Source organism: Phyllobacterium chamaecytisi (genome assembly GCF_020164455.1).
Lineage (GTDB): Bacteria > Pseudomonadota > Alphaproteobacteria > Rhizobiales > Rhizobiaceae > Phyllobacterium > Phyllobacterium chamaecytisi.
Window position 1 is genome coordinate 132,302 of sequence record NZ_JAIQWW010000015.1, and the last position, 18,348, is coordinate 150,649.

The following is an 18,348-nucleotide window of genomic DNA, read 5'->3' on the forward strand; positions in this document are numbered from 1 at the left end:
CTCCGATCACGGCCAATTGACTATCTATTAGGAACGGAACCAGTCCCCATCCGTTAATAATCCATGAACGAGGCTTATATGGCGATAAACGCTGGCCTCCAGGTGTGGTTGGAAGGGGCAGGAAAATGCGCTTCTACAAATCATCGATACCCATTCTCGCAGCGGCGCTCTTTACGTCGGCTGCTGTATTGCCGGCCAATGCGTTCAATATCAAAAATCAGACAGAAGTGCCGGAGGACGTTAGCGAGGTCAGCAACAGACAATTCGAACGGGCTGCCTTGCTTGAAGCCAGAGCCTATATTTGCGGAACCGATGAAGCCAGCGAAGCGGCGATGAAAGCGGGGATGCGGGAAACTGGACTGCCGGAAGATATAGCGGTCGAAATTGTTTCTGATCTCGCTTCTGGCCACATCGACAAGGCAGAAGAGTCCGGATCGAAAGAAATATGCGGCAAGGCCAAAGTGCAACTTTCTGGTTTTTAGCCGAGATTATTCGGTGGTCGAATAAAATATCTCAATGCATTCATTCACTTGTAAATCGATCAGTAAAATTTTAGAATAAATTTATAGATTAACGCCATTTATTCACGAATATTTGTAGTAATTAAAGGGCTTTTCAATTCGCGTATTTTGAGATTAATGTCATTAGCGCAGTCTTGGTGGAATCAACAAAACATAATTAACCATCGCTAGAAATTCCGTCGAAAGTATCGGGGAATTTGTTGATAAGCACATTGGTCGCATGGCTTTTGTCCTTGCACTAATGCGAGAAGATTTTAGTGGGATACAACTCACTATTGCGGTTCACGGGATATGGAGAGAACAGCATGAACAAGAGAGCACAAACACTCGAAGTATTAAAAACAGAACTCTCAAAATTGTGCACCCTGGCGGACAATGCAGGTTTCGAGATGATTGCCTATTTCATCGAAACTGCGATCCGTGAATCCGATGAGCAGTTGTCGCAGGAAACCCGCGCCGTGGTCGGCATGGAACTGCGCCTGGAATCGTCCCGCTCCCGCCACCTCTGAATCTCATCCGTCCTATTCAATCAAGCTTCAATTTTTGTGAATCATGAAATCGCACCCAGTTATTGTGCGCTTTCGCCGATCGCCTATATGAAGGCAATGACCCCGCTATCTGTCCTTGACCTTTCACCGATTGTCGCCGGCAGCGATGCCGCACAATCCCTCCGTAATTCGCTGGATCTTGCGCAAAACGCGGAGCGACTCGGCTATAACCGCCTTTGGCTTGCCGAGCATCATAGCATGCGCGGTATCGCCAGCGCGGCGACAGCCGTTGTCATCGCGCATGTTGCGGCTGGTACGTCGAAAATCCGGCTTGGTGCCGGTGGTATCATGCTGCCGAACCATTCACCGTTGATGGTGGCGGAAGCATTCGGCACTTTGGCTTCCCTGCATCCGGGCCGTATCGATCTCGGCGTCGGCCGCGCACCGGGCACGGATCAGATCACCGCCCAGGCGCTGCGTCGAAATCTCGATCAGGACATCAACGGCTTCCCGCAGGATGTGGTCGAGTTGATGGGATATTTCCGCGATCCCGAGCCGGGCCAGCGCGTCATAGCTGTTCCCGGCGCCGGAACGAAAGTGCCTGTCTGGATATTGGGCTCCAGCCTCTTCGGCGCACAGCTCGCGGCGGCACTCGGCCTGCCTTATGCCTTCGCATCGCATTTTGCACCGGCTGAAATGGAGCGGGCGGTCGAGATTTACCGAACACGGTTCGAACCCTCGGAATATCTCGACAAGCCGTATGTGATGCTGGGACTTAACGTCTTCGCCGCAGAAACCGATGACGAGGCAAAGCTTCTGCAAACATCGCAGCAGCAGGCTTTCGTCAATCTGCGAACAGGCAATCCCGGACCATTACCAGCGCCAGTGCGAGGCTATGAAGAAACGCTCGACCTCCACGCGAAGGCGATTTTGCGTCAGGCGCTATCCTGCTCAGTCGTCGGGTCGCCGGAGACCGTCAAAGCCGGCGTTCAGGATTTCATTGTGCGCACGGGCGCAGACGAGATTATGGTGACAGGCCAGATTTTCGATCATCCAGCAAGAATCCGCTCTTACGAGATTCTCGCTGAAACCATGATCAAGCGGCCTGAAGCTGCGCCGCTAAGCCGCCTCGCGTAGACCGCCTGCCGCTTCGATAAAGGCGATCACGTCGTCTAGGCCGTTTCTGCGCAGCATGTCGGTGAACACATAGGGCTTCGCTCCACGCTGGACCTTGGTATCCGCGTCCATCACATCGAGATCAGCGCCGACATAGGGCGCAAGGTCCTTTTTGTTGATGATCAGCAAATCCGAGCGCGTAATACCGGGCCCGCCCTTGCGCGGTATTTTTTCGCCTTGGCAAACCGAAATCACATAGATGGTCAAGTCGGCGAGATCAGGTGAGAAAGTCGCGGCCAGATTGTCCCCGCCGGACTCGATGAAGACGATGTCGAGGTCGGGATGGCGCTTGTTCATCTCGGCGATGGCTTGCAGGTTTATCGTCGCGTCTTCCCGGATGGCCGTGTGCGGGCAACCGCCGGTCTCGACACCCATGATCCGGTCTTCGGGCAGGGCTTGCAGCCGGTTGAGGATCAGCGCGTCTTCCTTCGTGTAGATATCATTGGTGACCACAGCGATGGAATAGCGGTGGCGCAGCGCTTTACACAGCATTTCGGTGACGGTGGTCTTGCCGGAGCCAACCGGTCCGCCGATCCCGATGCGAAGCGGTCCGTTTTGCGAAATCATGAGCGAAATACCCTCGAATATTGTGTTTCATGTTGCATGGCCATGATGTCGGACATGATGGCCGCCGAGCCCAGATCATCAAGGCTGGAACGCGCGGCACGCTCAGTGACCGCCACGATTTGCGTTTCCATTGCCGCCATCAATGATACGCCATGGCTTTGTCCGAGCGGCACCAACCGCACGGCGCCTTGAATTAGGTTGGAAACGACGGCGTGAAGATAGGCGGCAAGCGCTGGTTCACATGCAACCTTGTTCCGGGCTGCAACCATGGCGACGGCGACGGGATAGGGCATTTCTTTTGCCGCGCCGGATTCCGCGTTGCTCCAGTGTCCAATAGCCTGCACGAAAGCATTGCCTTGCAGCATGGTCTCCATGTGCCGCTCTTTCGAACCTGCCATCGCCTCCCCGAGCTCTGATTGTTCGAGGCAGCTGCCACCCGTATCCGCTTCCCCCCAGCTTGCCGCAAATAAAACCGCATCGTTCCAGACCGAGCCGTGGTTCATGAGGTCAGCAAGCCAGCCCTGCAATGATGCCTTGTCGTGGATCAAACCATCATGCACTGCCCGCTCGATGCCATGACTGTAGGAAAACGCCCCGACAGGAAAAGCTGGGGAAAGCCATGTCATTAGGCGCAGAAGCGCGGTGTTTGGGGCAAGGTCAGCCATGGGCATGATCGTGGTGTTGATGATCATGGTCATGATCATGCGCGTGCGAATGCCCATGCCCGCTATGATATGCCCCGTGCAGTGGATGGAATGGCGCAGTGATCTCGGTAACCTTCGCCCCAAGACCTAGCAGCATCGCCTTGATCACGTGATCGCGCAGGATGACGATGCGGCTTTCTTCCAGTTGCGCCGGCAGATGACGATTGCCGAGATGCCAGGCGAGTTCCGACAGATGCCGGCGATCCCGTGGCGTGATCGCGTAGAGCGCTTCGTCCGCCGCAATGATCTCGGCCATTGTCCCATCTTCAAGAATGAGCACGTCGCCATGCTCGAACGCGATAGCCTCGGGCAAATCGACAAGGATTTGTTCACCCTGCTCTAGTGTCAGCACCTTGCGCCGCAAATGCCGCTCGTCATGGGCCAGTACAACGCGATCGAACGGCGTGCCGTGATAATGCCCGGCATGGCTATGGCTGGTGACGCGCTTCATCACGCTTGGCCTTTCTCATGAAAATCATCGTTCATGCACAGGAAAAAGTCGATCGGCGGTGCGTCACCGGTCAGTTGCGAAAGCAGCGTATGTACCTGACCGCGGTGGTGCGTCTGGTGGTTGAAGATTTGCGTCAACGCACGATCCAAGGTCGACGTATATGGCTGGCCTTCGGTGGTGATCCAGTGAAGGACGCCATGGATCGATGCCTCATCCAGATTGTTGACCACGTCGATAATGTGATCGTCCAGGGCGATGCGCGCCGCGTGCAAGTCATTGAAATTATCGTGCAGAATGACATCCATGGAAGGGATTGCATAGAGGTCGCCCGTGAAGCGACCGAACCATAGCTTGTCGATAGCCAGAATATGGTTGAGTGTCCCATGCACCGACTTGAAGAACGCGCGTCTGTCGGCGAAATAATCTTCGTGGTCAAGTGTGCCTGCTGCCGCGTAAATCCGCTCATTGGCCCATTTGTTATAATACGCAAGCCGCCTGAATTGATCCTTCACTTTGTTCCTCCCCGTCAGAACAGAAAGTAGCGCTGTGCCATCGGCAGCACCGTTGCCGGCTCGCACGTCAACAACTCCCCGTCCGCCCGAACCTCATAGGTCTCCGGATCCACCTCCACATGCGGCGTAGCATCATTGTGGATCATCGATGCCTTGGAAATGCCGCTCCGTGTGTTTTCGACGCCGACCAGTTGTTTGTCGATACCGAGCGACTGGCGCAAGCCTGCCTCGACCGAAGCCTTGCTGGCAAACACGACCGACGAGTTGCTGACATTCTTGCCATAGCCGCCGAACATATAACGATAATGGACCGGCTGCGGTGTCGGGATCGAGGCATTGGGATCGCCCATCGGTGCGGCAACAATCGAGCCCCCAAGCAGGACCATGTCAGGCTTGACGCCGAAGAAGGCTGGGTTCCACAGAACGAGATCCGCGCGCTTTCCGACCTCGATTGAACCCACGTGCCGGGAAACACCCTGTGCGATCGCCGGGTTGATCGTGTATTTCGCGATGTAGCGCTTGACGCGAAAATTGTCATTGTCGCCGGTTTCCTGCGCGAGGCTCCCGCGCTGGCGCTTCATTTTATCAGCGGTCTGCCACGTGCGTATCAGCACTTCGCCCACCCGGCCCATGGCCTGGCTGTCAGAGGAGATGATCGAAAATGCGCCGATATCATGCAGGATATCTTCCGCCGCGATCGTCTCCTTGCGGATACGGCTTTCGGCAAACGCCACATCTTCCGGGATAGACGAAGAGAGATGATGGCACACCATCAGCATATCGAGATGTTCGGCTATGGTATTTTTCGTATAGGGCCGCGTCGGATTGGTCGAAGATGGAATAACGTTGGGAAGCCCGCAAATCTTGATGATGTCCGGGGCGTGTCCACCGCCAGCGCCTTCCGTATGAAAAGCGTGAACTGTGCGACCCTTGAAGGCGGCCACCGTGTCCTCGACAAAGCCGCTCTCGTTCAGCGTATCGGTGTGGATCATCACCTGCACATCGTACTGGTCGGCAACCGAGAGGCAATTGTCGATCGCCGCCGGTGTCGTACCCCAATCCTCATGCAGTTTCAGCGAGCACGCCCCGCCAAGGATCATCTCCTCCAGCGCTTTCGGCAGCGATGTATTGCCCTTGCCTGAAAGGCCGATGTTCATGGGTATGGCGTCGAAAGACTGAATCATCCGGCCCAAGTGCCAGGGCCCTGGCGTACAGGTGGTCGCCAGTGTCCCATGGGCTGGTCCTGTGCCGCCGCCAAACATTGTCGTAACGCCGGACATCAGGGCTTCTTCGATCTGCTGCGGGCAGATGAAATGGATATGGGCATCCATACCGCCAGCCGTGAGGATTTTGCCTTCGCCCGCGATGATTTCCGTCCCAGGACCAATGATGATCGTCACGCCGGGTTGCGTATCGGGGTTGCCGGCCTTGCCGATTTCAGCAATCAGCCCATCCTTCAAACCCACATCGGCTTTATAAATACCACTGTGATCGACGACCAGTGCATTGGTAATCACCGTGTCGACGGCACCGTCTGCACGGGCAATCTGGCTCTGGCCCATGCCGTCACGAATGACCTTGCCTCCGCCGAACTTCACCTCTTCGCCATAGATGGTGAAGTCCTTCTCCACCTCGATGAAGAGTTCGGTGTCGGCAAGGCGCACCTTGTCGCCCGTCGTTGGCCCAAACATGCGGGCATAGGCCGCGCGGGTGATTTTAGCGGGCATGGAACTTCCCTCTTGTATGAAAAATGGAATGGGCAGTCACGGGCGCCTGCTGCCACATTTCTGCCGCGATATTGCCTTGGAAAAACCCGATCAGCGACCGCTTGAGATCGAATTCCGCATGTGAAGTGCGCGCGTCATCAGTAGATGATCGTTCGCCAATCTCGTGAAAGGAAAAACGATGCGAAAGATGATAGCCCTCGCGCTCTGTGCGGCATTCCCGCTTGCGACTTCGGCTGCCTATGCGCAGTCCGCGGCGCCGCAGACTCCGAGCGCCGAGCAGCCCGCTCCAAAGAGTGAAACTCCAGCAAAGCCAGGTGCCACGGCCATTACCACCATCAATATCGTGGACATTAATGAATTGCCGGATGCGACCAAGACTCAAGTCAACGACGCCCTTGCCAAGCGCAGCGACGCCGACATGCAGAAACTCCGCACGTCGATCGACAAGTCGCCACAAGTCTCCGCCGCCCTGAAGGAAAAGGGGCTGACATCCGCAGCGGTGGTCATTGCCAGCCTCGATTCCAAAGGCCTGCTGACCCTCGTGACCAAAAAGCCAAGCTGACAGGCACCTACCTGACCCATATCTGGAATATGCCCAGCGATCGGTGTTTCTCCGGTCGCTTGTTGTCGTGGAAATGAGGTCAAGCGGAGGGGTCACAGCTTTCCCATGATCTTCTGCTGAAACCCGTAAACGGTCCGGTTCCCGCTGAGCGGCACGAGCGTGATATCACGCTCCTGCCCTGGCTCGAACCGGACCGCCGTTCCGGCAGCAATATCAAGACGCATGCCGCGCGCTTGATCGCGGTCGAATACCAGCGCCGAGTTGGCTTCGAAGAAATGATAGTGCGACCCTACCTGCACCGGACGGTCGCCGGTATTTGCCACCTTTAGCATGATGTTGCTGGCACCGGCATTCAGTTCGATTTCGCCTTTGGCCGTAGTGATTTCGCCGGGGATCATCTGCGGTTTCCTACCTTATCGGTTCGTGCACGGTGACGAGCTTCGTTCCGTCCGGAAATGTCGCCTCGACTTGTATGTCGTGGATCATCTCTGGAATACCTTCCATCACCTGTTCCCGGGTGATGACATGTGCCCCTGCCTGCATCAGATCGGCGACTGATCGGCCATCGCGGGCGCCCTCGACGACGAAATCACTAATCAATGCAATGGCTTCCGGATGATTGAGCTTGACGCCGCGTTCTAGTCGGCGGCGGGCGACCATCGCCGCCATAGAGATGAGAAGTTTGTCCTTCTCGCGTGGTGTCAGGTTCATGCTTTTCCTTTAGTCATACTCAGTTTTGCGTCTAGATTGACCAGACTTTAGGCACGCCTGCCTTTTCATTGAGCAGTTCTATCAATGGCACCAGCCGTTTCCTCAATGAATAGGCGTCACCATCGACAAGCCTCGCAAGAAGCTTGCCAGACCAGAAGGAAACACCGCCTTTTGTGCCAACTATTTTTCGGCTCGGCTCAAGATGACGTTCGGCGTCGGCATCGAGAAGCAGGACAGTGGCCATGGTGCGCATTCCCCCGAACAGGGCAGGACGGGCAAGCATCGATGCCGCGTCGGGTCCGATTGTGAAATCTTCCGCATGGATCAGTCTGCCTTCGCGGCGAACGCGCCAGCGATCCCGGAACAGACAGTTCTGCACGTCCTCACCCATCGCTTTGCGACCGAACACAACGGGCTCCACGATCAACGCGCGGCTCGTCTCGGCAAGATCGACGGTAAGAGTCCGCTTCAGTGCCGAGCCCTCGAACAGAATCGTCTCCTGCGGCAACCATGCGAGCGAGGCCCGCTCCCGCACCTTCAAGATGCTTGCCACGTCAGCGCTACCGGCGGATGCCTTGTAGATGCGCTCGCATGCCTGAGTGGTGACCTGCGCCCGGCAGTTGTCCGCGATGTCGAACCTCCAACGCATCTCGTCGCCCCCCGTCAGTCCGCCGGATGTGTTGATCATCACTGCCTCAAGCGACCGATCATCAATTTCAGGCAACCGAATCTTGGCGCAGCCTTCCTGATAGAGTGTGTCGATACGCGTACGACCATTGACGGGTTTTACGGCGAGATGCGCCGAGCCAAAGGCACGTTGCGGTCTTGCTTCGATGGCTGGATCAGATGGATGCACGCTCATTTCGGCACGCTATCGCAATGATCCAGCTTGCGGAAGCTCAATAGGTGCCAAGTTCTATGGCGCGCTGGTGTGCCTTGAAAACGGCCCGGATCATAAGCCGCTTGAGTTTGTCATGACCCATCAACACGTCGAGCGCGGCGGCAGTGGTACCCTTCGGGCTCGTCACCTGTTCGCGCAGCGTCGTTGGCGTGTCTTCGCTCGAAGCGGCGAGGACGCCAGCGCCGTAGACGGTCTGCATCGCCAGCAGCTCCGCGGTCTTTCGTTCGAGGCCAGCCACGACGGCCGCCTCGGTCAGGCATTCGATGAAGTGAAAAACGTAGGCGGGGCCCGAACCCGAAACCGCAGTTGCCACGTCGATCAGTTTTTCATCGTCTACGGCTGCAACTTTTCCGCTGGTTTTCAACAAGGTATCGACAAACTCGGCATCCTCGTCGCTCACGTTCGAATTGCGGAACGTGACGATCATGCCTTTGCCAATCGCTGCAGGCGTATTCGGGATGGTGCGGATAATCGCGGTCTTTTCGCCTAAGAATTCCTCGAACAACGCGACCTTGACGCCGGCGGCAACACTCACGAACGTTGACCCGGCGGCGAAACGCTCATAGGCGGGCAGCACATCGCGCATCACCTGCGGTTTGACCGCGATGAGGATAATGCGCGGCGACAGATCGTCCTCCAGCCGGCTTGCATTGGCATGCGCATGAACACCGAGCGTTGCCGCCCGTTCACGCAGCGCATCGGTTGGCTCGATCACTGTGACCTGATCTGGCTGCAATATTCCTGCGTCCAGCCAGCCCTTGAGCATGGCAAAGCCCATATTGCCGCAACCGACCAGAACCACATTATCCATTTCATTCTCCCGCTGATGTCGCGGCACTTTGATCCGGCCCGGTGCGCCCGGTCAACTGGTCTTGTGGGAATTTATGCGAGTGAGGATGGGAACGCGGGCGGTCATGCGCAGACCAAAACATGCCATGACCACGAGCAGCCATACGGGATCTGCACGCCGGAAAAAGAAGCTCTCAAGAAAAGCGTTCATCAGCGAAAATGTCAGGCACATCATGAAAAAGTCGGCCATGAATACGTTCTCGCGCTTTTTCAGGCAGCGCGCATAATCAAAAAGCGGCAGCACGATCAAGACGATGAGCGCGCATATCAAGGCCGGATAACCCATCGCGATGGCAATATCGAGATAGCCATTATGCGCGTGCACGATGCCGCGCACGTCCCAATCGAGGTAGTAGCTCGGATTTTCCGCTTGCCGCACGACTGGTGCTTCCCAGAAACTTTCAAAACCATAGCCGCGCCACGGTGTTGCGGCGAGCTTTTCCAGTCCGAACTGCCAGATGGATGTGCGGCCGGTAAACGTGGTGTCCGCACCGAGCTGAACGAGGAGATCGTGCGTAGCCGGGAAGAAGAGTGTTCCTATGGTGAAGAAGAAGAATCCGACTAAAGCTGCGGCGATCAACACGGCAGAGACCATACGAAAGCCGAACATTCCGGGGAACATGACGAGGAAAATCACGATTGGCACCAGCGCCGTCGCAGTCTTCGAACCGGTATGCGCAACAAACCAGAGCGCGAGCATCAGCAGGACAATGCCAGTCCCGCGCCAGCCGCGACGCAGCAGATATATGCCAGCAAAGGAGAACGCCGCCATGACCGGTCCGGCAATATTCTTATGCGCGAAGATACCGCGCCAAAGCCCCGCATGTTCGGCTTCGATCTCATTGGCGGTATGCTTCGCGAGGTCCGGAACGAGAACCAGACCGGCATAGGAGAGCGTCAGCACGGCAAAGGCTGCGATCACCAGCGCCAGCGAAAATCCATCGGCATCGCGTGGCAGCGCCAGCACCGCGATCATGCAAAGCGCGGCGATCACAGTGAAGAGCACAGCGCGTTGAGCGGCTCCAGGATCGACGGCAACAAATGTCGACAGGAAAAGAAAGCCGAACATCACGATCCACATCGGGCTGACAAGGGCAATTAGCGTACGCGGGTTCGCAAGCACCATCATCGCAAGCACGGAGATGCCGCCCAAGGCTCCGAAACCGAGCTGATTGACGAGATCTCCACCGCTCCCCGCGATTGCCGTGCTCGCCGGTTGGAATGGGCGGAACGAAATCAACAGCACACAAAGGATGATCGCCGCAACAAGACTGGCGACCAGTCGCATTGGAATCGCGGATACCGCGTCAGTTCTTTTCAGGTTGTCGATACTGCTCATTCGAATATCCGAATTCCGCCAGAACGCGGCCAACACCAACATAGATCTGATAAGCCCCGATGGACAGAGAGCCTGTCTGCACTACCTTGACGACGGCCCGCAGCGGCGAGACGGCGAGAAGTGCCAGACTCTTCAGGACAGTCTTCGCTCCGCCAAAAGGTTCGCCGCCACGCTTGCGCTTTTCGATCAAGGTGGAGATCACGCCATTGCGCAGTGCCCGTGCGCGGATCCAGTCCGCCTCGACGCGCCTGGCCGGGATGGTTTCGTAAACGGGTGCTTCCGCGCACCAGGCAATGGTGAAGCCTTTGACCACGCTGCGGCTGATGAAATCCGAATCCCCGCCGCCCATGAAGTTGAAAGCGAGATCGAGAAACGGAAACGGCATGGTCTCGAGCACATTGCGCCCGACCAGCAGATTTCCAGATGAATAAACGATCGGCACGCGACCAGTGCGGGTATGATGGGGGCTGAAAACGGGGTGTGTCGACCATTTCGTATGTTCCGGCTTGGCAAAGACCGGAAGTTGCGGCCCACCGACAAAATCGACACCATAGGTCTCGCGCGTCTTGCACATGTTTTCCAGCCAATTCGGATCGGCGACTTCATCATCGTCGATAACCAGCAGTGACGTGAAATTTGGAAAGGCCTTCAGCGCGGTCAGCCATCCTGCGTTGTAGGCATTACAATTGCCGCGATCATGCGCGATGATCAGCAGGCCTTCGTGTTCGCCACTCTCGAACAGCGGCTTGGCTGCTTCCGCTCCCTCACGTTTTTCGGTCTCGTTTTCCATGACGATGACGGCAAAGCGCCGTGTGGTCACTTGGCCTTTGAGCGACGCCAAGGTTTTCAACAGGTGTTCCGGACGTTTGAACGTCGGCAGCGTCACGACGATGTCAATCGTTTCCGGCTTGAGGCCGGGTGACTGTGCCACGACGCCGATATTTTCTGGGAGATCGAGATTCATCGCCGGAGTATTTATCCGTTATCCATGGTTACAACTTATAAGAGTTGGTTATTCAACATTTCATTACATTCTGCGATCAAATCAAATATTGAGAAAGAAATCGTCGTGGAGGGCCGCAAGCCTTTGCATTTGCTGTTCGTAACATCGCTGGTACCGGATGGTAAGCCGACGACCGGCTATGAGATTGCTAACAAAGCGATCATCGATGGCCTTGTGCGTGCCGGCGCTCGCGTCACCGTGATCGGATTTGTCTGGCCCGGTAGCAAGCCGCTCGATCCCGACAGCACGATCGTCCTCGGTGAAGTGGATGTGCGCAACGACACAGCGAACTTTGCGCAAAAGTTGCGTTGGTTCGGCAAGGCAATGATGTCGGGCCTCACGGTTTCATCAGTAAAGCTGCGCGTCGTCACGAAGGAAACGTTCCGTACCGCAATCGCCTCGGTGGAGCCCTTCGACGCTTACGTGCTGAACGGCGTGCCACTGCCCGGGGCATTCGAGGACTGTTTCGATGACAAGCCGCAAATCTTCATCGCGCACAATGTCGAACATCGCTCGGCGCGCGAGAATGCCGAAGCGGCAACCAGCCCTCTGCAAAAATATCTGTTCAGCCGGGAGTCCCGGCTTCTGATGGGCCTTGAGACGCGGTTGTGCGGCAGGGCGTCGTTCGTCTTCACGCTGGCCGATGACGATATCGATGCGCTGGGCCTATCCGGCACCGGACGTGCCGCGGCACTGCCTCTCGTGACTGGCGCCGATACGGCGAAAAGCCAAGGACGCAAAATAGTTCGCAACCTTGGCTTGATAGGAACCTGGACATGGCAGCCGAACCGCATCGGTCTTGAATGGTTCCTGCGCGAGGTTGTACCGCATCTCGACAAGGACATCGGCGTGACCGTCGCCGGAAGTACCCCAGCCGATCTCAAAGTTGCATGGCCTGACGTTACCTTCGCCGGTCGTGTTGCCGACGCGACGGATTTTGTCTGCGGCTGTGCAGTGATACCGCTGATCAGCCGCGCGGGGAGCGGCGTGCAGCTCAAGACGATCGAAACATTCGAACTGGGCTTGCCTAGCGTCGCCACCGCGCTTTCCGTGCGGGGCATTGCAGATATTCCGGATAATTGCGTTGTCGCCGATGATCCCGTCGACTTTGCCAAGGCGGTAAATGCCATGGTGGCCCGCGTGCGCGCAGGTGAGGACTTGACGTGCGAGGGAGACGCCTTTCGCGCCGCGCAGCTGGTACGCTTCGACCAGCAGATAAGATTGGGACTGGACCGGCTCGAAACCCGGATTGCAAATGGGCGTGAAGCCGCATGAGTTTGGGCGAAACGGGTATTCCACATCGTTCGATTCTCGGCGTACAAGTTGTGGCGTTGCCTTGGGTGGACGCCATCGAACTCATGCAGGAGCGTATCGCCCAGCAGCGTTTCACTCTAGTCACCTGGCTCAATGCCCACAATGCCAATCTCGCGCAGGAGAATGTTGATTTCCGTCAGGCTTTGAACCAATTCCTCGTTCTTCCCGATGGGTTCGGGGTCGATATCGCCTCGAAACTCCTGCATGGCGCACCTTTTCCGGCGAATCTTAACGGTACGGATTTCACGCCCGCCCTACTTGAGGCAGAAACCAGCCCTCTGCGCGTTGGCCTCATTGGCGCCCGCCGTGAAGTGGTCGAAAAGGCAGCGGAGAGCCTCAGGCAACTTGCGCCTCATCATGAAATCCGCGTGATCAGTGACGGCTTCTTCAAGAGCGAGCATCAGCCATACATTCTGCGTGTCCTGAAAGAATATCACCCGCATATCCTGCTCGTCGCCATGGGTGTACCGCGACAGGAGATGTTCATGGCGAACAACTTGACGGCCGAACATTGCACCTTGGCCTTTGGCGTTGGCGCGCTGTTTGATTTCATGGCGGGCGCTGTACCGCGCGCCCCGCTGATTGTCCAGAAACTGCGCTTTGAATGGCTTTATCGCCTTGCGCAAGAACCCGGCCGGTTGTGGTATCGATACATTGTCGGAAATCCACTTTTTCTGCTACGCGTCATGCAGGCGAAATTCAAAGTCGGCGGGGGCGCATGACGAAAACGGCACTTGTTACCGCGAGTTATGCGCCCGATTTTGAGCGCTGCAGATTGCTCTGCGAAACAATTGATCGTTTCGTCACCGGCTACACCAGGCACTATATTTTGGTCGAGCACCGCGACGTTGCACTGTTCAAGCAGCTGGAAAACCCGCGTCGTGTTGTGATCGACGAGAACGATCTGTTGCCCGGCTGGATCAGGCCGTTCCCCGATCCGAGCAATTTCGGTCGCCGCCGCATTTGGCTGTCGCCAAGGACGATGCCATTGCGCGGCTGGCACGTGCAGCAGTTTCGCCGTATCGCCATTGCATCACATGCCGATGAAGACGCCTTCTTCTACATCGATTCCGATGTCGCTTTCCTGAAACCTTTCGATTGCGCCTCGGTCTGGCGTGGCAGCGATTTGCGGCTGTTTCGCCGCGATGGCGATTTGTTGCGTCCTGTGCCCGGCGATCAACTCATCTGGTCCGAACAGGCGGGGCAGGTACTTGGGCTCGTCCCGGTGAGCGCCGCAGGACACGACTATATCGGCACCTTGATAGCCTGGCGGCGAGACGCCTTGCTGACCATGTGCAATCATATCGAGAGGATCACCGGCCGCCATTGGATCGCGGCGATCGGGCGTTCCCGCCGGTTTTCCGAATGCATGATCTATGGCCGCTATGCCGATGAAGTGCTGATGGCCGAAGGGCACTATCATGACGCCGCTGAATTCTGCCGGGTCTACTGGTTTGCGCCTGCGCCAACGGACGCGGAGTTCCTTGCCTTTGTCGAAGCGATGACACCGGAACAGGTCGCGATCGGCATGCAATCCTTCATAGGCGACGATACGGCGCGCATCCGGAAATTGTTAGCGTAGCAAATTCTCACACGCGCCGCGCCGGCTTTTTTATAGCTCTATATGTGAGATATGCCGACAACAGATAAAGCACGGCGAACATGGCATTCAGCCAGATCATCCAATCGTGGGTATCGAGAAACACGACAAGAATCCACGAAAGCAGTGCAGCCTTGGCGATGCCGAGCAAGGCCAGATTGAGCGCACGCCAGCCAGATTGGCCGCGCGCATAAAGGATTTCCGCTTGGTATTCGATGAGATTGCGCAGTCCCGGTACGAGCAGGACCAAGGGCAACAGCGAAACGACCGAAGCAACATTCGCTCCAAGCGCTCGCGGGAAAATGGTGAGGAAGATGGCAAGCGCCGCCAGTCCGAGTGTCGACACCAGAAATACGCCAAGCTCCAGCCCGCCTCGGATTTTGAGTGATTTCAGCATGTCCGGCGTTCGCATCAACTTCTGCACCAGCATCATGTTGAATGAGCGGACGGGAAGGGCGGTCAGATCGACAAGCCGCATGATGATGGCATAGACACCCGCCGTCTGTGGTCCGCCGACTGCAAGCACCAGCAGCTTGTCCATTTCGGACTGGACGTAGAAGAGTACCTCGGCACCTGTGACGGCAAAAGAATCCGCCAGCCTGCGGCGGTAGAGTTTGGGAATAAGCCGCAGCCGCACACGCGGGTAGAAGAAGATGATTGCGACAAGAAGCGCAACGCCGTTCGCCCCCGCATACCACCAGCTCCATATTGCGAGGTTGGTCACGCTTGAGAACGCGAACAGCACTGCCGCTGCTGCCCGCAATGCCGTACCGATAATAACCAGCAATGCTGCCCGGCCAAAGCGGTTCATACCGTTATTGACGATGACCACAACTTCCAGCGACCGCCAAAGCAATGCTTCTGCTGCGACGATCACTGCAAAGGTGCCAAGCGCTAGGTCTGCACCGAAGAAGACCAGATGCATCAGATAGGCCGCAAGAATGAAGAACGGCAATGATACAACCACCGCCGCGAGAAAGCCGCCCGTATAGGCGCCAATCAGTTGCGGCTTCACGGTGGAAATCCGGTAAAGCGGTGAAACAAAGCCGAAGGAAACGAGGCGTGACAGCACGACACCGGTTGCTGATGCCGTGGCAAACAGACCGAACTCTGCGATCGAAAGTGTATTGGCAAGCGCAACGAAATAGGCGAGCGAAATGACAAGCCGTCCCGCCGAACCACTGATCACGGAGAAATAGTCGCGGATAAGCCCCGCATTGGCTTTCAGATGGCGTGCAACCAATTCCATGTCCTGCCGGATATGCCTGAATCAAGGCTGCGGGGAAAGCACTGCCTCAAGCGTGAATTCGCCGGATTTCTACATCAAAAGACTTAACGGCTTGTTTTAGCCGTTTTGAAACGTGGTATAGATGATGTCTAACCTAAGGGTGCTGATAATTAACGATTTATTTTCCATAGAACTTTAGGTTGAATTAACTGTGGTTGTGGTGCCGCAATTGAATCGCCTTGGTTGGGCGATCGTGGAGTTGAAGTGGGAATGAGTAATCGCGAAAACGAGACGGCGAAGCGGCCGCGGCGCTCGCTTCTCTCGTTTGCCAGTCAGCCGGAACCGGCGGGAGAGACTCATGTCGACCCCGAACCCTTAAGCACATCCATTCGCGGCGAGGATAATCTTGAGCACTATCACCGCATGCGCGCTTTGCGCTTGGCGGCCGGCAGCGAAATCTCGCAACCATCGTTGAGTGATATTCCCGAGGACCTCAGTTCCGAAGAAGCCGAGCAGGATGCGGTCAATCGCATGCGCGCCGACATGGCCGCGATCAAGGCAGAGCTCAACCGCCGCGTCGATGCCGCCGAACAAATTACGCCACAGCGCGAAGAATCTTTGCCGTTGATTGAAAAACCAGTCCGTGCCGAGCCGGAAACTCCAATCGTCACTGCAAGATCCGAACCCGAGCCAACAGAACAGTTTCAGGAAAAGTGGGAACCGGGTTTCCGTCCGGAAAACAAAGAGCTAGAGCCGGACCCTGAACCTGTTGTCACACCGGTTCCGGTGCGCCGGCCGGCTCCGCGCAAAGTGGACGTACAGCCGGTCGAATATCAAAGCGATGAATGGCGGCCACTCGTTGACCCGCGTATCGTTATCAATCGCGTTGGCCGTTCCAAGGGATTGATTGTCGCAACAACAATCATCGGCACGCTCCTTGGCGTTGGCTATGCGATGACATTGCCGAAGCTTTACGCGTCGACCGTTGAAGTGCTTGTCGATCCGCGCGATCTCAAGATCGTCGACAAGGAGATTTCGTCGAGCCAGCTGCCCGTCGACGCTTCGCTAGCCATCGCCGAAAGCCAATTGCGCGTCATTCAGTCGAGCAGCGTGTTGACCAAGGTGATCGATCGCACAGGACTTGCCAAGGATCCGGAATTCAATGGCGACCTTAAGGAGCGAGGTCTTTTAGCTTCAATCCAGGATCTGTTTTCTACCGATAGCACGCCGGATGAGACAACGCGTGAAACCGTTCTCTTGCGCAATCTCTACGACCATCTTGAGGTGGAGCGGAGCACAAAGAATTTCATCTTCAATATCACTGTGAAATCAAGGGATCCGCAGAAGGCGGCCTTGATTGCCAATACCGTATCCGATGTTTTCCGCGAGGAGCAGGGCAATATCCAGTCCGATACTGCAAGGCAGGCCACTGAGTCGCTGACAGCGCGTCTCAATGACCTGCGCGCAGGCGTTCAGGACGCCGAGAATGCCGTGCAGAAGTTCAAGGCAGAAAATGACCTTGTCGACGTACAGGGCAGGTTGATCAGCGATGATGAAATCACGCGCACGAATGATGAACTCACGCAGGCGCGCAACCAGACGATCCGGCTAAAGGCGCAGGCCGACTCTATCCGCAATACTTCCGTCGAAGGCGTGCTCGGCAACACGCTGCCGGAAGAATTCCGCTCGGGTGTCATCGTCGCCCTTCGCTCGCAATACGGGGCACTGAAGCAACAGGCGGACGGCCTCGCTACCAAGCTTGGACCACGCCACCCGCAGCTTATTCAAGCCCAGTCCCAAGCGACCGGTGTCCGCAACGAAATCCGTAACGAGCTCGGCCGTATAGCGTCCTCGGTGCAGGTGGAACTACAGCGTGCCACCCAGCAGGAACAGGACCTGTCATCACGGCTGGCACAGCTGAAAGCGCGTACCGCCAACAACAACGAGGACATGGTCAAGCTGCGCGAGCTCGAACGTGAAGTCACCGCCAAGCGCGAAGTCTACGAAGCCTTCCTGTTGCGCGCGAAAGAAACTGGCGAACTCGAAGGCATGAACACAACGAATATCCGCGTCATTTCCCCGGCGCGTCCGGCGCTTGAAAGCACGGGCGGTTCGCGCAAGCTCGTTGCAATTGGCGGCCTGCTCGGCGGGCTTTCGACCGGTCTCGGCATTGCCGTGTTGCTCGGCATGATCGAAAGCTTCCGCGCTGGAAATCGCGCGCCTGTTTATGCCGAGGATGAACCGCCCGCCGATCCGGTGCCGCCATCCGGAACGAGGCGTACCGTTTTGCCCGAAAGCACTAGCCCTGCGACCGCAGTACCTTCTGAATCTCGGCTTGGCGCAGCAATCCGTCGTGCGCAAACGCGGGCCATGGTGTCTGACACAGCTGAATTCGAGAACTCACCGCATTCCGCCGATGACGAGGCCGCGATTGCCGAGTTTCTCTACGAGCATGCTGACGCGCTGATCGAGCCACGCCATCATGACAATTCGAACATCGAGGAAATGTTGGCCGAGATCGCCGCGTTGCGCGAAGTCCTGCGTTTGCGCGCCGGCTGAGTTCTTATCTCCCCCCTTGCGGGGGAGAACGCGATTTCAGCATCTTAGCCCTTGCTAAGTGCTAGAAATCGCAAGAGAGGGGATTTGCTTCACTGAACTACCCCCTCACTTGGATTTTCTAAGAATTTAGCGAAGG

At 56.7% G+C, this 18,348-nt stretch carries 20 protein-coding genes; 8 read left to right on the forward strand and 12 right to left on the reverse strand.

What is annotated here, in order from left to right; all coding sequences use genetic code 11:
- Positions 1 to 125: 125 nt before the first annotated feature.
- The 3 genes from LB462_RS21335 to LB462_RS21345 all read left to right on the forward strand — a co-directional run bounded on the left by LB462_RS21335 (position 126) and on the right by LB462_RS21345 (position 2,146).
- Positions 126 to 482, forward strand: coding sequence for a hypothetical protein (locus LB462_RS21335; RefSeq protein ID WP_224512157.1), 357 nt, complete (start codon positions 126 to 128; stop codon positions 480 to 482).
- 344 nt (positions 483 to 826) lie between these two features.
- Positions 827 to 1,030, forward strand: a complete 204-nt coding sequence (locus LB462_RS21340; protein WP_112526143.1) for a hypothetical protein — start codon at positions 827 to 829, stop codon at positions 1,028 to 1,030.
- A gap of 96 nt (positions 1,031 to 1,126) precedes the next feature.
- Positions 1,127 to 2,146 carry an LLM class flavin-dependent oxidoreductase gene (locus LB462_RS21345; protein WP_224512283.1) on the forward strand — a complete coding sequence of 340 codons (1,020 nt, stop codon included), beginning with the start codon at positions 1,127 to 1,129 and terminating at the stop codon, positions 2,144 to 2,146.
- Here the strand turns inward: LB462_RS21345 and ureG are convergent.
- From ureG to ureC, 5 genes are read right to left on the reverse strand one after another with little or no spacing between them, the layout of a single operon-like run.
- Entirely contained in the window at positions 2,129 to 2,752 is a 624-nt protein-coding gene (ureG, locus tag LB462_RS21350; protein WP_224512159.1) for an urease accessory protein UreG, read from the reverse strand. The genes LB462_RS21345 and ureG overlap by 18 nt on opposite strands.
- Positions 2,749 to 3,450 carry an urease accessory protein UreF gene (locus LB462_RS21355; protein WP_224512160.1) on the reverse strand — a complete coding sequence of 234 codons (702 nt, stop codon included), beginning with the start codon at positions 3,448 to 3,450 and terminating at the stop codon, positions 2,749 to 2,751. Before LB462_RS21355 ends, ureG begins: the two co-directional genes overlap by 4 nt.
- Positions 3,410 to 3,907, reverse strand: a complete 498-nt coding sequence (gene ureE, locus LB462_RS21360) for an urease accessory protein UreE (RefSeq protein WP_224512284.1) — start codon at positions 3,905 to 3,907, stop codon at positions 3,410 to 3,412. Before ureE ends, LB462_RS21355 begins: the two co-directional genes overlap by 41 nt.
- Entirely contained in the window at positions 3,907 to 4,419 is a 513-nt protein-coding gene (locus tag LB462_RS21365; RefSeq protein WP_224512162.1) for a DinB family protein, read from the reverse strand. Before LB462_RS21365 ends, ureE begins: the two co-directional genes overlap by 1 nt.
- 14 nt (positions 4,420 to 4,433) lie before the next feature.
- Positions 4,434 to 6,146: an urease subunit alpha gene (gene ureC, locus LB462_RS21370; RefSeq protein WP_224512164.1), complete on the reverse strand. Its 1,713-nt coding sequence runs from the start codon at positions 6,144 to 6,146 to the stop codon at positions 4,434 to 4,436.
- A 178-nt stretch (positions 6,147 to 6,324) separates the two neighbouring features.
- On the opposite strand from ureC, the gene LB462_RS21375 reads away from it, so the two are divergent.
- Entirely contained in the window at positions 6,325 to 6,708 is a 384-nt protein-coding gene (locus LB462_RS21375; RefSeq protein WP_112526131.1) for a hypothetical protein, read from the forward strand.
- A 92-nt stretch (positions 6,709 to 6,800) separates the two neighbouring features.
- On the opposite strand, the gene LB462_RS21380 is transcribed toward LB462_RS21375, so the two are convergent.
- The 6 genes from LB462_RS21380 to LB462_RS21405 are packed head-to-tail and all read right to left on the reverse strand — an operon-like array spanning position 6,801 to position 11,472.
- On the reverse strand, positions 6,801 to 7,106 hold the full coding sequence (locus LB462_RS21380) for an urease subunit beta (protein WP_224512185.1): 306 nt from the start codon (positions 7,104 to 7,106) through the stop codon (positions 6,801 to 6,803).
- 10 nt (positions 7,107 to 7,116) lie between these two features.
- Positions 7,117 to 7,419: an urease subunit gamma gene (locus LB462_RS21385; RefSeq protein WP_106715462.1), complete on the reverse strand. Its 303-nt coding sequence runs from the start codon at positions 7,417 to 7,419 to the stop codon at positions 7,117 to 7,119.
- 31 nt (positions 7,420 to 7,450) lie between these two features.
- Positions 7,451 to 8,281, reverse strand: a complete 831-nt coding sequence (locus LB462_RS21390) for an urease accessory protein UreD (protein WP_224512187.1) — start codon at positions 8,279 to 8,281, stop codon at positions 7,451 to 7,453.
- A gap of 37 nt (positions 8,282 to 8,318) precedes the next feature.
- Complete coding sequence (gene proC / locus LB462_RS21395; RefSeq protein ID WP_224512189.1) at positions 8,319 to 9,131, reverse strand: pyrroline-5-carboxylate reductase; 813 nt, start codon at positions 9,129 to 9,131, stop codon at positions 8,319 to 8,321.
- A 51-nt stretch (positions 9,132 to 9,182) separates the two neighbouring features.
- The gene (locus LB462_RS21400; protein WP_224512191.1) at positions 9,183 to 10,508 is read right to left on the reverse strand and encodes an O-antigen ligase family protein; all 1,326 of its coding nucleotides are present in this window, start codon (positions 10,506 to 10,508) and stop codon (positions 9,183 to 9,185) included.
- The gene (locus tag LB462_RS21405; RefSeq protein WP_224512202.1) at positions 10,477 to 11,472 is read right to left on the reverse strand and encodes a glycosyltransferase family 2 protein; all 996 of its coding nucleotides are present in this window, start codon (positions 11,470 to 11,472) and stop codon (positions 10,477 to 10,479) included. Before LB462_RS21405 ends, LB462_RS21400 begins: the two co-directional genes overlap by 32 nt.
- 123 nt (positions 11,473 to 11,595) lie before the next feature.
- Between LB462_RS21405 and LB462_RS21410 the strand changes: the two genes are divergently transcribed.
- Genes LB462_RS21410 through LB462_RS21420 form a run of 3 tightly spaced genes read left to right on the forward strand, consistent with a single transcriptional unit; the run spans position 11,596 to position 14,407 of the window.
- A complete protein-coding gene (locus tag LB462_RS21410) occupies positions 11,596 to 12,786 on the forward strand; it encodes a glycosyltransferase family 4 protein (RefSeq protein ID WP_224512287.1) in 1,191 nt (396 codons plus the stop codon).
- The gene (locus LB462_RS21415) at positions 12,783 to 13,547 is read left to right on the forward strand and encodes a WecB/TagA/CpsF family glycosyltransferase (RefSeq protein ID WP_224512203.1); all 765 of its coding nucleotides are present in this window, start codon (positions 12,783 to 12,785) and stop codon (positions 13,545 to 13,547) included. The genes LB462_RS21410 and LB462_RS21415 overlap by 4 nt, the downstream gene beginning before the upstream one ends.
- Positions 13,544 to 14,407, forward strand: a complete 864-nt coding sequence (locus LB462_RS21420; protein WP_224512205.1) for a DUF6492 family protein — start codon at positions 13,544 to 13,546, stop codon at positions 14,405 to 14,407. Before LB462_RS21415 ends, LB462_RS21420 begins: the two co-directional genes overlap by 4 nt.
- Positions 14,408 to 14,414: 7 nt before the next feature.
- Here LB462_RS21420 and LB462_RS21425 read toward each other — a convergent pair whose 3' ends face one another.
- The gene (locus tag LB462_RS21425) at positions 14,415 to 15,668 is read right to left on the reverse strand and encodes a lipopolysaccharide biosynthesis protein (RefSeq protein WP_224512207.1); all 1,254 of its coding nucleotides are present in this window, start codon (positions 15,666 to 15,668) and stop codon (positions 14,415 to 14,417) included.
- A 255-nt stretch (positions 15,669 to 15,923) separates the two neighbouring features.
- Here LB462_RS21425 and LB462_RS21430 point away from each other — a divergent pair, with 255 nt between their 5' ends.
- On the forward strand, positions 15,924 to 18,212 hold the full coding sequence (locus LB462_RS21430; RefSeq protein ID WP_224512209.1) for a GumC family protein: 2,289 nt from the start codon (positions 15,924 to 15,926) through the stop codon (positions 18,210 to 18,212).
- Positions 18,213 to 18,348 lie beyond the last annotated feature (136 nt).

Excerpts from the sequence above, each read along its gene's own strand:
- LB462_RS21335 (WP_224512157.1), top strand. The coding sequence starts at position 126 with ATGCGCTTCTACAAATCATCGATACCCATTCTCGCAGCGGCGCTCTTT.
- LB462_RS21340 (WP_112526143.1), top strand. The coding sequence starts at position 827 with ATGAACAAGAGAGCACAAACACTCGAAGTATTAAAAACAGAACTCTCA.
- LB462_RS21345 (WP_224512283.1), top strand. The coding sequence starts at position 1,127 with ATGACCCCGCTATCTGTCCTTGACCTTTCACCGATTGTCGCCGGCAGC.
- ureG (WP_224512159.1), bottom strand. The coding sequence starts at position 2,752 with ATGATTTCGCAAAACGGACCGCTTCGCATCGGGATCGGCGGACCGGTT.
- LB462_RS21355 (WP_224512160.1), bottom strand. The coding sequence starts at position 3,450 with ATGACCATGATCATCAACACCACGATCATGCCCATGGCTGACCTTGCC.
- ureE (WP_224512284.1), bottom strand. The coding sequence starts at position 3,907 with ATGAAGCGCGTCACCAGCCATAGCCATGCCGGGCATTATCACGGCACG.
- ureC (WP_224512164.1), bottom strand. The coding sequence starts at position 6,146 with ATGCCCGCTAAAATCACCCGCGCGGCCTATGCCCGCATGTTTGGGCCA.
- LB462_RS21375 (WP_112526131.1), top strand. The coding sequence starts at position 6,325 with ATGCGAAAGATGATAGCCCTCGCGCTCTGTGCGGCATTCCCGCTTGCG.
- LB462_RS21380 (WP_224512185.1), bottom strand. The coding sequence starts at position 7,106 with ATGATCCCCGGCGAAATCACTACGGCCAAAGGCGAAATCGAACTGAAT.
- LB462_RS21385 (WP_106715462.1), bottom strand. The coding sequence starts at position 7,419 with ATGAACCTGACACCACGCGAGAAGGACAAACTTCTCATCTCTATGGCG.
- LB462_RS21390 (WP_224512187.1), bottom strand. The coding sequence starts at position 8,281 with ATGAGCGTGCATCCATCTGATCCAGCCATCGAAGCAAGACCGCAACGT.
- proC (WP_224512189.1), bottom strand. The coding sequence starts at position 9,131 with ATGGATAATGTGGTTCTGGTCGGTTGCGGCAATATGGGCTTTGCCATG.
- LB462_RS21400 (WP_224512191.1), bottom strand. The coding sequence starts at position 10,508 with ATGAGCAGTATCGACAACCTGAAAAGAACTGACGCGGTATCCGCGATT.
- LB462_RS21405 (WP_224512202.1), bottom strand. The coding sequence starts at position 11,472 with ATGAATCTCGATCTCCCAGAAAATATCGGCGTCGTGGCACAGTCACCC.
- LB462_RS21415 (WP_224512203.1), top strand. The coding sequence starts at position 12,783 with ATGAGTTTGGGCGAAACGGGTATTCCACATCGTTCGATTCTCGGCGTA.
- LB462_RS21420 (WP_224512205.1), top strand. The coding sequence starts at position 13,544 with ATGACGAAAACGGCACTTGTTACCGCGAGTTATGCGCCCGATTTTGAG.
- LB462_RS21430 (WP_224512209.1), top strand. The coding sequence starts at position 15,924 with ATGAGTAATCGCGAAAACGAGACGGCGAAGCGGCCGCGGCGCTCGCTT.